At 42.9% G+C, this 12,256-nt stretch carries 15 protein-coding genes and 2 tRNA genes; 4 read left to right on the top strand and 13 right to left on the bottom strand.

The annotated features are described in order from the left end of the window. Window positions 1-4 precede the first annotated feature (4 nt). The 4 genes from DEO27_RS28365 to DEO27_RS28350 all read left to right on the top strand — a co-directional run bounded on the left by DEO27_RS28365 (window position 5) and on the right by DEO27_RS28350 (window position 4,313). A complete protein-coding gene (locus DEO27_RS28365; RefSeq protein WP_112570951.1) occupies window positions 5-2,392 on the top strand; it encodes a hypothetical protein in 2,388 nt (795 codons plus the stop codon). Window positions 2,393-2,578: 186 nt separating this feature from the next. Further along, a tRNA-Asp gene (locus DEO27_RS28360) sits at window positions 2,579-2,652 on the top strand. Between the two features lie 100 nt (window positions 2,653-2,752). After that, a tRNA-Asp gene (locus DEO27_RS28355) sits at window positions 2,753-2,826 on the top strand. Window positions 2,827-3,077: 251 nt separating this feature from the next. Further along, window positions 3,078-4,313: a site-specific integrase gene (locus DEO27_RS28350; RefSeq protein ID WP_112570958.1), complete on the top strand. Its 1,236-nt coding sequence runs from the start codon at window positions 3,078-3,080 to the stop codon at window positions 4,311-4,313. A gap of 122 nt (window positions 4,314-4,435) precedes the next feature. On the opposite strand, the gene DEO27_RS28345 is transcribed toward DEO27_RS28350, so the two are convergent. The 13 genes from DEO27_RS28345 to DEO27_RS28285 form a co-directional block, all read right to left on the bottom strand. Beyond that, window positions 4,436-4,720 carry a hypothetical protein gene (locus DEO27_RS28345; RefSeq protein WP_112570960.1) on the bottom strand — a complete coding sequence of 95 codons (285 nt, stop codon included), beginning with the start codon at window positions 4,718-4,720 and terminating at the stop codon, window positions 4,436-4,438. Between the two features lie 2 nt (window positions 4,721-4,722). Then, window positions 4,723-4,986, bottom strand: coding sequence for a helix-turn-helix domain-containing protein (locus DEO27_RS28340; protein WP_112570962.1), 264 nt, complete (start codon window positions 4,984-4,986; stop codon window positions 4,723-4,725). A 229-nt stretch (window positions 4,987-5,215) separates the two neighbouring features. Beyond that, a complete protein-coding gene (locus DEO27_RS28335) occupies window positions 5,216-5,647 on the bottom strand; it encodes a hypothetical protein (protein WP_112570964.1) in 432 nt (143 codons plus the stop codon). Between the two features lie 5 nt (window positions 5,648-5,652). Beyond that, window positions 5,653-6,633 (bottom strand): hypothetical protein, encoded by a 981-nt coding sequence (locus DEO27_RS28330; protein ID WP_112570966.1) that lies wholly within the window; start codon window positions 6,631-6,633, stop codon window positions 5,653-5,655. A gap of 64 nt (window positions 6,634-6,697) precedes the next feature. Next, on the bottom strand, window positions 6,698-7,486 hold the full coding sequence (locus DEO27_RS28325; RefSeq protein WP_112570968.1) for a hypothetical protein: 789 nt from the start codon (window positions 7,484-7,486) through the stop codon (window positions 6,698-6,700). Window positions 7,487-7,675: 189 nt separating this feature from the next. Beyond that, window positions 7,676-7,954: a hypothetical protein gene (locus DEO27_RS28320; RefSeq protein WP_129567798.1), complete on the bottom strand. Its 279-nt coding sequence runs from the start codon at window positions 7,952-7,954 to the stop codon at window positions 7,676-7,678. Window positions 7,955-8,009: 55 nt separating this feature from the next. After that, a complete protein-coding gene (locus DEO27_RS28315) occupies window positions 8,010-8,468 on the bottom strand; it encodes a PH domain-containing protein (RefSeq protein ID WP_112570972.1) in 459 nt (152 codons plus the stop codon). Then, the gene (locus DEO27_RS28310; protein WP_129567797.1) at window positions 8,452-9,039 is read right to left on the bottom strand and encodes a hypothetical protein; all 588 of its coding nucleotides are present in this window, start codon (window positions 9,037-9,039) and stop codon (window positions 8,452-8,454) included. Before DEO27_RS28310 ends, DEO27_RS28315 begins: the two co-directional genes overlap by 17 nt. 14 nt (window positions 9,040-9,053) lie before the next feature. Beyond that, window positions 9,054-9,824: a DUF4099 domain-containing protein gene (locus tag DEO27_RS28305; RefSeq protein WP_112570976.1), complete on the bottom strand. Its 771-nt coding sequence runs from the start codon at window positions 9,822-9,824 to the stop codon at window positions 9,054-9,056. A 1-nt stretch (window position 9,825) separates the two neighbouring features. Beyond that, window positions 9,826-11,004 (bottom strand): zincin-like metallopeptidase domain-containing protein, encoded by a 1,179-nt coding sequence (locus tag DEO27_RS28300; RefSeq protein WP_112570978.1) that lies wholly within the window; start codon window positions 11,002-11,004, stop codon window positions 9,826-9,828. After that, complete coding sequence (locus DEO27_RS28295; protein ID WP_112570981.1) at window positions 10,961-11,425, bottom strand: M23 family metallopeptidase; 465 nt, start codon at window positions 11,423-11,425, stop codon at window positions 10,961-10,963. The genes DEO27_RS28300 and DEO27_RS28295 overlap by 44 nt, the downstream gene beginning before the upstream one ends. Further along, window positions 11,422-11,829, bottom strand: coding sequence for a hypothetical protein (locus DEO27_RS28290; RefSeq protein WP_112570983.1), 408 nt, complete (start codon window positions 11,827-11,829; stop codon window positions 11,422-11,424). The genes DEO27_RS28295 and DEO27_RS28290 overlap by 4 nt, the downstream gene beginning before the upstream one ends. A 22-nt stretch (window positions 11,830-11,851) precedes the next feature. Continuing rightward, window positions 11,852-12,256 (bottom strand): hypothetical protein, encoded by a 405-nt coding sequence (locus DEO27_RS28285; protein WP_112570985.1) that lies wholly within the window; start codon window positions 12,254-12,256, stop codon window positions 11,852-11,854.

The raw sequence follows: 12,256 nt of genomic DNA, 5'->3' as shown, positions 1-12,256 counted from the left end.
GGCTATGAAAGAAACCAAAAAAGTTATTACTGCGCCCTTGCTTTTAGGCATGTTACTGTTATCATTAAACAGCCTTGCACAAACTGCAAATCAAATTACCGACAGCTTTAATAAGTACTGGCAAACTACCGTGCAGGAAAAAATATTTGTGCATACCGACAAGAGCGCATACATAACCGGCGAAATCTTATGGTTTAAGATCTACAATGTCGACGCCACTTACCATAAGCCATTGGGCTTAAGTAAAGTTGTGTATGTTGATGTATTGGATGAAAAGCAAAACGCCATCATACAAACCAAAATAGAAATGAAAAACGGTCTCGGAAGTGGCTCCTTTTATGTTCCTGTTTCGGCAAACAATGGCAATTATAAATTACGGGCATACACCAGCTGGATGAAAAACTTCAGTCCTGATTATTATTTTGAAAAGACAGTCACCATAGTTAACCCCTTAAAATCGCCGGAAGCCCAGGCTAAGGCACAATCCCCTGGTTATGACGTTCAATTTTTCCCGGAGGGAGGAAACCTTGTTGCCGGGCTTAACAGCAAAGTTGCTTTTAAGGTTACGGCTTCAGATGGTACCGGGCTAAGTGAATACCGGGGTTTTGTAGTCGATCAGAAAAACGACACGGTAGCGAGGTTTCAGCCATTAAAATTTGGTATCGGTAATTTTTCATTTACGCCGGCGGCGGGTAATGTTTATAAAGCCATTATCAAATCGGCTAATAGCGCCCCTGTTAGCAAAGAGTTACCTGCCGTTAATAACCAAGGCTATGTTATGTCGGTAAAAGATGCCGGCAGCTCGCAAATAGAAGTGACAGTAAACGGGGCAGGCGTTGAAGGCCGTGAACTATATCTGTTTGCTCACACAGGGAAACTGGTTAATGCAGGTGTTACAGCTGCATTTAATAACGGAACTGCCAGCTTCAGCCTTGATAAAGCTAAATTAGGCGACGGCGTATCACACCTAACCATCTTCAATAGCGCAAGGCAACCTATATGTGAGCGACTTTATTTTAAACGCCCTAAACAAAACCTCAGCATCGACGCCAGTGCCGATCAAGGCTTATATGGCCACCGTAAAAAAGTAAGTGTGGCTATTGCTGCCAAAGACTTATCTGGCCAAATAAAGCCGGCTAACCTGTCAATGTCGGTTTATAAGATCGATTCTTTGCAAAGTGCGGATGCAGCTGGCGAGATCTTTAGTTATCTGTGGTTAAAGTCGGATTTACGCGGATATATTGAATCGCCCGAATATTATTTAAAAAATACGGATGCGGACGCAGATGCCGCCCTGGATAACCTTATGCTTTCGCAGGGCTGGCGGAGGTTTCAATGGGACAATGTACTCGGCAATAAAACAGCAGCATTTAACTTTTTGCCTGAGTATGACGGACACCTAATTACCGGAAAAGTAACCCATACCCAAACCGGCGTTGCAGCCAACGATATAGTAGCCTATTTAAGTGTACCCGGAAAAAGGGTTCAGCTTTACGCGGCAAGAAGCGATTCGGCAGGACGGTTGATCTTTAACACCAGGCAACTTTATGGCCCCGGTGAGATAGTAGCCCAAACCAATTCAGAACGGGATACAAGCTATCACATAGACATTTTAAGCCCTTTTTCTGAACAATATTCAAAATATCCCATGCCCAAATTTAACCTGACCAGGGGGATGCAAAAAGCCATTGAAGAAAGTAGTCTTGCTACGCAGGTTCAGAACGTTTATTTGGCTAACAAACTTAAGCGCTTTTATGAGCCCGGCGTTGATAGCTCCGGCTTTTATGCAACACCTTATAAAACCTATCTTTTAGATAACTACACCCGCTTTACTACTATGGAAGAGGTACTGCGGGAGTATGTAAGAGAGGTGTGGGTTACCAGATCACAAAAACGTTACCATATTAAAGTACTTAATGGCAACGGATTTTTAGACGGTGACCCTTTAGTAATGCTTGACGATGTCCCTGTTTTTGATATTGATAAAGTAATGGCCATTGATCCGCTAAAAGTGCGCAAACTCGAGGACGTCCCTTTCCGGTATTATTGGGGACCATCAGTATATGAGGGGATCTTGAGCTTTACAACCTATAAAGGCGACCTTGGCGGCGTTGAAATAGACCCGCGGGCTGTAGTGCTGGATTATGAAGGTTTGCAGTTACAGCGTGAATTTTATTCGCCTGTATATGATACCGAGCAGGCAGCAAAAAATAGGATGCCCGATTTCAGAAATCAACTTTACTGGGCACCTGATATCAACACACCTGCCCAGGGGAAACAACAACTGTCTTTTTATACATCCGATCAAACCGGAAAATATATAGGCGTTGTGCAGGGAATTACAGCCCAAGGCGATGCCGCAAGCCAATATTTTAGCTTTGATGTTAAATAACTTTTTTTAAATTTTCATAAACCGCGCATTGCGATATATTTATTTAACGTTGAATATCAACAAATTAAGACACATAAAAAAAGACAAACAAATCAAAAAAGTGCCCAATTTTTCAAATAGCCCAGTTTTTTGAAAAAACAATTTGCGTAAAATAAAATGGTTTGTATATTTGCACACTCAAACGGAGGAGTGGTAGTTCAGCTGGTTAGAATACATGCCTGTCACGCATGGGGTCGCGGGTTCGAGTCCCGTCCATTCCGCTAAAAGCCTTACTGAAAAGTAAGGCTTTTTTGTTTCCAAAACTTTTTAGCTTTTAAATTTGCGTAAAATAAAAAGGTTTGTATATTTGCAACCCCAAACGGAGTGGTAGTTCAGCTGGTTAGAATACATGCCTGTCACGCATGGGGTCGCGGGTTCGAGTCCCGTCCATTCCGCTGATTATGTTATCAAAAACATCAAAAAGGCCTTTAATCGTAGATTAAGGGCCTTTTTTGTTTCAGCACTTTACCAAAACTCGCATTAAAACACATAATTCTATTGCGTCATTCATTGCGTCATTTCAAAACCGAAAAAAGACGCAATGAAAACAGCATAACGGATTGATATAGAGCATGTCCAGCGCGTGGACATCTTGTTTGGATGATGATCTAAACCGACATTTGTTTAACCTTTAAAATGTTAGTTTATGTTAGAAAAAAGCTTCGGACTTCTTTTTTATTTGAAACAGTCCAAAAATCAGAAAAAAGGCCCCCTTTACATTTACCTAAAGATTACGGTAGATGGTAAATCAGTTGAGCTGTCTTCCAAGCGAAAATGGGAAGCCTCCAAATGGAGCTCTTCCGCTGCAAGAGCCGTGGGCACAAGGGAAGATGCCAGGGAATTAAATTATTACCTGGATGCATTAGAACAGCAAATTTACCAGGCTAAAAGATCACTGATCGAAGCTGATCGAGAAGTTTCCGCACAGGCGATAAAAGATATACTTACCGGCAATGTCGAGAAGCGTAAAAAGATCCTGGAAGTATTCAGTGTGCATAACGCCCAGATGAAAGCATTACAAGGGGTTGACTTTGCCGCCAGCACCATGCAGCGCTACAACATTTCTTATAATCACACCAGGGATTTTATAAAGTGGAAGTATGGAGCTGATGACAGGGATATTAAGGACCTCGATCATGAATTTATTTCACAGTATGCTTTCTGGTTAAAGACTGTCAGGAATTGCGATCACAACACCACCATGAAATATTTAGTAAACTTTAAAAAGATCGTATTGATCTGTGTGAAGAGTAAATGGTTGCCGGGCGACCCATTCTCCAATTTCAAATTAACGAGAAAGCCCCTGGAGCGAACCGCATTAACAGACATCGAACTTCAACGGATAGCCGAAAAGGATTTTGAAAACGTAAGATTAAGTAATGTAAGGGATATCTTCCTTTTTAGCTGCTATACCGGACTTGCTTATATAGATGTAAAAAACTTAAGACGGAGTGATATACAAAAAGGGGTAGACGGGGAGAAGTGGATTTTTATTAACCGGCAAAAGACGAATGCTTTATCAAGAATACCTTTGTTAAAGGAAGCGATTAGCATTATAAAAAAATACGACAGTCACCCGAAATGTATCGTTAATGGAGTGGTTCTACCGGTACTGACTAATCAAAAAATGAATTCCTATCTTAAAGAGATAGCAGACTGCTGTGGCATTCAAACAGAGCTTACTTATCATATTGCTCGCCATACATTTGCAACGACGGTGACCTTAAATAACGGTGTACCGATAGAAACCGTATCTAAAATGCTGGGACACGCGACTATAAAGCAAACGCAGCATTATGCAAAAACACTTGACTTTAAGGTGAGTGAAGACATGAACATGCTGAAGAAGCGTTTAATTAAGAAAAGGCCCGCATTAGCATAGTTAAACAAGAGGAGTATAAGACTGTACAGTCTTATACTCCTCTTAAATAGTTTGTAAAGGGATTGGAAGTTCGCCGGAACGGCATTTTGAAGGGAAGGGTCAGGCGAAAGCTGCCTAATAAACTAAGTGATAACTTCAATAACGCTACCCGCATAACAATCATAAGTAGGCTGGTATAGAATGTAGCCAAAGTCACATAATTGATTTATACATTTATGGTAGGTTGTTATACTGCCAATGTGGGCCTTCGTCATTAGTTTTTTCCGCGAAATTTTCACTTGTTTTTTGAACCCGCTTTGTTGCCATAAAATAAGCATGGTGATATAAAGGCTGATATGCCATACGCTTACGCGGGAATCTTCAGACATCTTACCATAGAGTTCTGAAATAATGTAGGTGTCAGGCATCGTCAATTATTTTTACCGCTAAGCATATTTTGGATGTCGGTGAGTTTATAAAAATGCATTCCGCCGATTTTCTGGGATTTTAGTTTCCCGGTAATCCTTAGATTTTGAATGGTGCCAGTCGAAACTTTGAGCAATTTCCGGACATCTGCACACCTGAGCCATTCTTTGGCTTCGGGTTTATTGTTGGCTAACAATGAGCGGATATCATTCAACAGCGTCTGGCGAAACGCTTCGAGATCGTCTTTAGTGACTACTTCTATTGCCATGATGATAAATCAAGAGGTTGGATGCGTAACCGGCGACTGCGGAACGCTATTATGAGACAGGTATTAATACCTGATATAAGTAGATTGTATTTTATTAGGGTTATTGAGTATTGTTGATTGAACAATCAACAGCCTGGAATAATCCTGCGTTTGAGCAAGACCATGTATACAGAAAATAGTATCAGCCGGCAAACGGGTTTATAGGTGCGAAGAAGAGATTAACCGCACATTAATTTGTATCGTCGTCAGCGGGTGGCATGTCATCCCAGCGAACACCATAAGGAGCGCCGCCGTTCGTATAGCCAACGATAAACGCAAAATTATCATCGCTATCGCCCAACACGTTGGCACCTGATGATGCTTTTTGTTCTTCCCTCAGTTTCTTTTGGCTGGCATGAACTGCTAAAGCTTGCTGAACTGTTTCCTCATACTTTTCGGTTATGATTACACCGAGCAGCCTAAGTTCCTTGATTGCGCATAGCAAATCGACCCGAAAATGTTTGGCGTAACCCCGAACGATGTTCTTACCATTGTAATTCCCAATCCAGTTTTTGCCTTGGAGGAGGCGCTGGGAACGCGGCAACGTTCTTTTTACAGGGTTATTATTTTTAACTTTTCTTTTGGCAGCCATCGGTATGTACAAATATATCAGTTCATTCATAGGGTTTATTTCGAACCGTCAACAAATTTCTTTTTGGTTCTGGCACGCACCAGGTCATATTTAGGGGGGATAACTTCTGCATAAAATCCCCGATAATTGAACCGGTGTTCACCGCGCAAATAACGGTTTATAAAAACGGTATAGTCTTCCCCGGGTGCAGCAACCTTTCTCCGATAGTGCTCCTTAACAAAGTGCACCATCTGTTTTTTGCTTTCAAACTTGATGAGCGACGTCTTATATAGCTCAGACAGTATCTGCGGTTCTATTGGCACAATCAGCCCTATGTTGTCATATTCCTTGATATAGATGGACCACTCGTAATACATTGACATAGCTACCTGGTAGGACATGGCGATCAGCTTCATTACGTCAACAATTTGTTTTTTAGGCAATAAGGTGACCGCGTTGGCCGGCATGGTATAATTGGGATGCAGGGAAATAGAATTTGGTATTTCGCTGAAAGAAAGTTTGTCCGCGTTATCGACCTTAGTACGTAGAGAGAAAAAGCCCCTGTTAAATTCGTATCCATTTTTACAACCATAAAATGCCTCTGTCTTTTTGTTGTAGAATGCGGAAGAAATCTCATAGGCGTAATGAAGTTTAGATCTTAGCGCTTGTTTCGTGCGGATATCCAGTTGCTTGACCTTGTTAAGTTGTATGGTCTCCTCGAACGTCATTACTTTAATGTTCAGGTCAGGGAAGATATCAGGTGTTGCCTGCAAATCAGTGAATGGCCTGAAAAATTTTACATTATTGTTTAAACTATCTTCGCCCCCGGCCATTAGATACGCTTTATCGAAATGGTTGCGTGTTACGGCAGGCAGGTATTCCGCCAGACGCATCTGATTAAAATTCTGCTGTATCATGAGCATGGCCCATTCCAGGCGGTCAATAAAGTCCGTGCCTATAAAATCGTTGGTGATGGCATCGGAAAATTGCTCGTAGTTAAGTGCTAAATCTTTGTTTAATAAACTGTTGTTTTTCATGGTCTGATGTTGTGGAGCGGGCGGCCCTTGCCCTGGGTTTGCGGATCAACTATTACAAGATGTATTATCGGCCGCGTTTAGGGCCGCGGTCATCTTGTTGATCGTTTCTTCTCTTATTATTATCTTCAATGAACTTCGACAGCCCGGTTTCTGATAACGGTGTAACTTTGGCCACTAATATCATCTGAAAGGGGTGGTCGGTTAATAAATCCGTTTCCCCTATCCCATATTCCCTTGCAACTGCAACCGGGTCCAGTTTTATTTCATAAGGTATTTCCAGTACGACGACCTTATCCGGTAATTCAAACAGGTTTTCATCGGGTTCAAATAGTTCGTGAGTTTCGGTATTGAAAAAACAGAGATATTCTTCCCCGCTGTCCGACATTTCCATTTCCTTAAGACTAATATTTTTCCAAGGTTCCTCTGTCTCCCTTAATTGTTTCAACCGCCAATCGATAGTAAAATCGGTACCTGCCAAATCAATATGTGGCAACGTCCCTGAAAGGCGTAGCGCCGTAGCGTGGTCAGACAGGTAAAAACCCCATTCCTGATGATTGCTCGATGTATTTAGGTCATGCTTGAAATTATCAGTTAGTAATTCCGGGGAATCAATGATCGGCGCAGGGAGCAAAACATCCTTGATGTCTGTTTTGTCCGAATCAAAATTCATTCGGGCGATGGAGAGATAATTGGCATTGTTATCAAAACGTGCTGAGTAATAACCTTCCTCCTTTTTTAAATCCTCAAATTTGATGACGTTATCCGGCCTGTTAAATTGCCTGAATTCCTGTTTCTCCCGGTCAATAACAAAGGGGATCGCCCCAAAGGCAATGATCTCTAATTCTTGTTCCATGATTTTGTAGTTGGAAATGCTTTTACAGTTGAGCTGTCAGCTATTAAAAAAGTAATGAGTTGCTGATAAGAGGTCTAAAAAAGAAAAAAGTTCTAAGCGCTGCCGCCGGACTTTTTAACCTAAACCATATCAGAATGCGGACAAGACGTCCGCTTTAAGATGCTGCAAACTGATAATTTAATTCGAGTATCAATACTCCCTGTTAAATGCTGAATTACGCATATACTCATTGAACCTGCGCTGGTATTCCCGTTCTTCGTTGATCCTTTTATAAAGGATATTACAGCGCCAGGCGCAGGCACCACAAGCTAAAAATGCCACAGATAAACAGGTTAATGTTTCCTTCCTGGCTTCAGCTTTCTGGGCTTTGGTCATTTTATCCTTAGCGTGCTTTCTGGCTACTGCCCCGAAAAAGGCAAACATGGATATTAAACAGGCTAATAAAATGTTTCGGACGATGGCTTTCATAACTCAAATTTATTGATTAAAATTACTAATTAAATTAGCAATTTTCAAGTATATATCAGTTTAATTCGTAAATATTATTGTGATGACGAGACTGTTGCACCCTATCCCTGATGGTGTCGGTGATGGCAGATTCAGGGATTCCTATAAACTGGATTACTGGGTTTTCAGGGTCAGTACTTTTCAGTGTCAGGTACATGAGTTTAAATAGTTGGAGAATAAACGATTGGGTAATTATGTAATCTTTCACCCTGAACATTTCCAGTTGGTCAACACGCTTAAAGAATATACCACGCGTCATGCGGATATACTCCGTAGTGATCAAATATTGAAAACTGCGGATGTATAACAGCCGGTACCAGGCTACGCCGCAAACCGCAAGGCTGAAAAGGATAAAATAAGGCGACAGCCACCAGGCCAGTAAGAGAAAAGTGATGGCCAGCAACATCAGCGGCAAAGCCTTCAGGAATGCAAACAGCATTGCTGGCTTTAATAAAATATCATCGTTCTGCGTCATGTTTTAATTGATCTAAAAAAGTTAATGATTGTACCGGCTTACCGGTTCGGAAACGTGGCCGAATACTAAAGGCTTCCTGGAAAGCATGAAGGGAGATCCGCTCCTGATCAAAGGCCCGAAATAAATTACCCCGGTAAATCAAAATTTGATTTTCGGAATGAAATATCCTAATGTTCAAATTCTTTATTCCGGCTGTTAATTTGATATCGGTGAGATGACCAATAAGGTCTTTACCAAAAACAAGCACAAATTTTCTCCCGCGAAAGTTCTCCCTGATCCAATTGGCCTGTTCTTTATAAAATCTGTTTCCAATGGCCACGACTGCCAATTGCTCCAACCGTGGATACCGGTGACGGTGAAGCGTTAGAAACGCGATGGCCTCCATTACGGAATAGGTAATGATCACTGTTGAGGCGGTGTTATTTCCAGCCACCCAAAGATTTTGGGTTGTCGGAATCTTATGAAAGCCCTCGCCACAATGTTCATACGCATCACAATAATCAAAGTCCAAATCATCGTCAATATTAAAAAAGGCCTGGAGTTCCGGTGGTACTCCAAGCCTTGTTAACATGGTGTTCATTGGTATTATCTGCCGTTGCGATGTTGGGAGCGTTCAAACTGATGCGGTTTAAATCCGTGCTGATTCTCAATATCCTTGATCGCTTGGTAATAACCGGGGCTCAATTTCTCAGCAGCCTTTTGGTCACGTTTCTGGTTGAATAAGGCATTCAGCCCTTTAAAAACCATATAGGATAAACCGCCATCCATCAGGATGGATGCAACCAGTGCCAGTTTATTGGAGCGGATGCCATGCTTGTCTATTGCCGAATAGCTGAAGCGGGTGCCGTCCGGTACCTGCACTTCCTTGCCTTTCCGGTAGTTCTCTTTTTGAGCCTGGGTCAGGAATTCGTTATTGACCATATCAGGGGCCAGGATCTTCTCCGTATCCGAAACGATAAACTCTTTTGTTTCCGGATCAAATTCAACGAGCATTTCCTTTTTATTGCCATGGTTATCGAGGGTAATTCTTAGTACGCTGCCTACCTCACCCTTTTGCAGTTGCAGGGCTTCATTATTGGTCAACAGATCAGGGATCTCCGCATCCCGGTAAATCGGATGGATCAAAAGATCAAGCTGGCCCTTTTCATTAGGTTTCAATGATATCTTCGCATTGATAGATTTGATCTTGATATTTTCGGCTTCGAGGTCATGCAATTCCATTAAGCTTGTGCGGCGACCTGAAAGCAAGGCTTTCAGGTCATCGACGTTTAACAGGAGCTGACCTCCTGAGGCCAGTCCAATGGTCTCCAGATCCTTGACCGGGAGATCATCTTCGTGAAACTTTATCGGGTTCATGTTAACGCCCTATTTTTTGTTGTTGCCCCTGTTCCTCGGCTTGGCCCTGTTCTTCCTCTAAAACCATTTCCGGTTCACGAGGATTGGTTTTCGCCTCCAGTAAGGATTTATAAAGTCCGTAATCCGGCTTTAGTACTTTACGCGCGCCTTCGCCATCTTCCACTTTAATGCTCTTGGTTTTGTAGGTTTCCAGCACTTTATAGGTGGTATCCATATAAGCGATCTCGTCGCCTTTCTTAAAACCAGGCATCTCGGCTCCCTGCTTTTGTTCCCGCTTTTGGGAAACACCCAATAATAAGTTGGCTATTTTTTGCGCATCCCTGGAAGCTTTGGCAATTTCAAAAGGCTCATCCTTTAAGATTTTAGCAAAATTGCTCATATAAGCCTTTTGCTGCCCGAAGTTGTGGCCGATATTTAATTCACCACCGATCAGGATTCCTGCAATTGCCGCACGTAATTCTTCACGGGCGTAATCCAGGGAGGCAAACTTGCCCTCCATCGGACGGTTTAACCGGTCTTCATGGCCGCTCCAATGTGCCAGCTGGTGAATGGCAGCCTGGTAGTATTTGGTTTCATTCTCGAACTGTTCAACCTCCGGCAGGAAGATAGCGTCCCGCTGTTTGTCATAATACGCTTCCTGGCCGCCATGGATGATCACTGCCTTGCTGTCTTCAATCAGTTTGGCCGCACGCTCGATGGATGACAGGGTTTGACCCTCATTTTGCTTGGCCAAAAATTCTTCTAATGGCTGTAAGTCATTCAACTGGCTTCCATTGAACAAAAAAGCCTGACCACGCTGCGGCTTATCAAACTCGACAGTTTTGGTTTGTGTTACGCCCGCATCATCTTTGATAACCTTGCCCTCGGCAGTACGAATGGCCTGAATATCGCTTGTTTTCGGAAACTCGATCATCGTGCCTTTTTCATCCTTTTTGACCCAATTCCCGGCATAACGTGCAGCATCGGCTGACATCCAACGGGGGTCGTCATGGCGCTGCATACCAAGGATCAGCGCATTCATTGCGCTGTAGCCTTTGCCGGTAATGGGATTCACCGGTTTGACAAAGGCAGGCATGCCATTTTCTTTTACCGGTTTTTGAAACAGGGAATTACCCTCTTTAATTTCTGCAACCAGCTTATCTGAAAGCTGGATCGGCAGTGCTTTGAAATTTTTGCTCATTTTCTTGGTTTTTTAGCAGTTCATATAAAAAATTAATTGGATTGATGTATTTGTGTCTGTAGCAAATACTGAAGTGCAGGTGCTGACCCGTCACCCGGCCTGTAGCGCCGGTAATGCCGATGGCATCGCCAGCTTTCACGCTTTCCTGAACGGTTACCAAAATCTGGCTGAGGTGACCGTAAATTGATTCAACATCACCATGTTCCAGCCAAATGTTAATTCCAAGGCCATTGTTATATCCTATCGATCCGACATAGCCGTCAAGAATGGCATAAACCGTATCACTTCGGGCTTTGAAATCGACGCCTTGATGCAGGGCATATTTGCCCGTTAGCGGGTGAATACGGTATCCGAAATCGGAATTTATTTGCAGGTGTTTGAGTGGCAGGCAGATCAGGCAAAGACTGATCAGTAATTTCATCGGCTGTAGGTTTTGGACAGCTCCTGTTTTTGGGTTGGGATAATGGGTTCTAATACCCTCTCCTGAATGCCAGGATTATCGTTTGCAATGGCCAGCGCAGAATACAAGGCCTGGGAAGTACCCCTGTCCTGTAATAGCATAATTTTATACATGGCCTTGAAATCATCAAGCGGCATTGATGAGCCATTGTTCGTCAGGTCATTGAAGACAGCCTGCTTATCTTTAAGCATCATCACCTGTTCTGCTGGGAAATAGGACTCCCCGCCTTCGGGAAATTTTACATAGTTTTCCTTTTCCGAAAAGGTAAGTGTTAACACACCGATATGTCCCCGCTTTGCGTCAGGGTCGTTTTCCATATCCGGCTGCACCAAAACGAGTGTTCCGGCTAAAGTTTGATTTTCCATAATATTAAAATGTTTTAAGATGTTACCTGCCGATTTTTCGGGCTGGGGTGAGGTCAAGGGCCTCATTTAAGCGGATGATCGCCACCCGATGAAGCTCTGGGTCGTCCTGTAGGAGTATAAAGGCTTTTTTCAGTTGTTCGGCCGACCCGGATGCTTGAAGCAAGGCCAGGGTTTGTAAATTCTTAGCTACAGGCGGCCATTGAACAGATTTGTAAGTTTCTGCCAATTCATTCAGCTCCTCAGTAGCTCTCAGGATAAACAGTGTTTTCGGGCTGAAGGCATCTACTTCCTCGTCCTCAAATCCAACCCAAATTTTATCTTTTTCAAAATCGGCAAGTTCAATGATGCCGATCTGGCCAACGTGGTCGGAAGTCCAAAGGACCGGGCTGACCATGACTATTAAACCCGTAATTTCTTCCTGTTTCAT

The sequence above is a fragment of the Mucilaginibacter rubeus genome, from assembly GCF_003286415.2.
GTDB classification, from domain to species: Bacteria; Bacteroidota; Bacteroidia; order Sphingobacteriales; family Sphingobacteriaceae; genus Mucilaginibacter; species Mucilaginibacter rubeus_A.
This window is presented reverse-complemented; position numbering and strand designations above follow the sequence as displayed.

What these genes read in the sequence shown, in the direction of transcription:
- DEO27_RS28305 (WP_112570976.1), bottom strand. Translation starts at nt 9,824, where the DNA reads ATGAACCCGATAAAGTTTCACGAAGATGATCTCCCGGTCAAGGATCTG.
- DEO27_RS28345 (WP_112570960.1), bottom strand. Translation starts at nt 4,720, where the DNA reads ATGCCTGACACCTACATTATTTCAGAACTCTATGGTAAGATGTCTGAA.
- DEO27_RS28295 (WP_112570981.1), bottom strand. Translation starts at nt 11,425, where the DNA reads ATGAAATTACTGATCAGTCTTTGCCTGATCTGCCTGCCACTCAAACAC.
- DEO27_RS28285 (WP_112570985.1), bottom strand. Translation starts at nt 12,256, where the DNA reads ATGAAACAGGAAGAAATTACGGGTTTAATAGTCATGGTCAGCCCGGTC.
- DEO27_RS28290 (WP_112570983.1), bottom strand. Translation starts at nt 11,829, where the DNA reads ATGGAAAATCAAACTTTAGCCGGAACACTCGTTTTGGTGCAGCCGGAT.
- DEO27_RS28320 (WP_129567798.1), bottom strand. Translation starts at nt 7,954, where the DNA reads ATGAAAGCCATCGTCCGAAACATTTTATTAGCCTGTTTAATATCCATG.
- DEO27_RS28315 (WP_112570972.1), bottom strand. Translation starts at nt 8,468, where the DNA reads ATGACGCAGAACGATGATATTTTATTAAAGCCAGCAATGCTGTTTGCA.
- DEO27_RS28300 (WP_112570978.1), bottom strand. Translation starts at nt 11,004, where the DNA reads ATGAGCAAAAATTTCAAAGCACTGCCGATCCAGCTTTCAGATAAGCTG.
- DEO27_RS28340 (WP_112570962.1), bottom strand. Translation starts at nt 4,986, where the DNA reads ATGGCAATAGAAGTAGTCACTAAAGACGATCTCGAAGCGTTTCGCCAG.
- DEO27_RS28310 (WP_129567797.1), bottom strand. Translation starts at nt 9,039, where the DNA reads ATGTTAACAAGGCTTGGAGTACCACCGGAACTCCAGGCCTTTTTTAAT.
- DEO27_RS28350 (WP_112570958.1), top strand. Translation starts at nt 3,078, where the DNA reads ATGTTAGAAAAAAGCTTCGGACTTCTTTTTTATTTGAAACAGTCCAAA.
- DEO27_RS28325 (WP_112570968.1), bottom strand. Translation starts at nt 7,486, where the DNA reads ATGGAACAAGAATTAGAGATCATTGCCTTTGGGGCGATCCCCTTTGTT.
- DEO27_RS28365 (WP_112570951.1), top strand. Translation starts at nt 5, where the DNA reads ATGAAAGAAACCAAAAAAGTTATTACTGCGCCCTTGCTTTTAGGCATG.
- DEO27_RS28335 (WP_112570964.1), bottom strand. Translation starts at nt 5,647, where the DNA reads ATGAATGAACTGATATATTTGTACATACCGATGGCTGCCAAAAGAAAA.
- DEO27_RS28330 (WP_112570966.1), bottom strand. Translation starts at nt 6,633, where the DNA reads ATGAAAAACAACAGTTTATTAAACAAAGATTTAGCACTTAACTACGAG.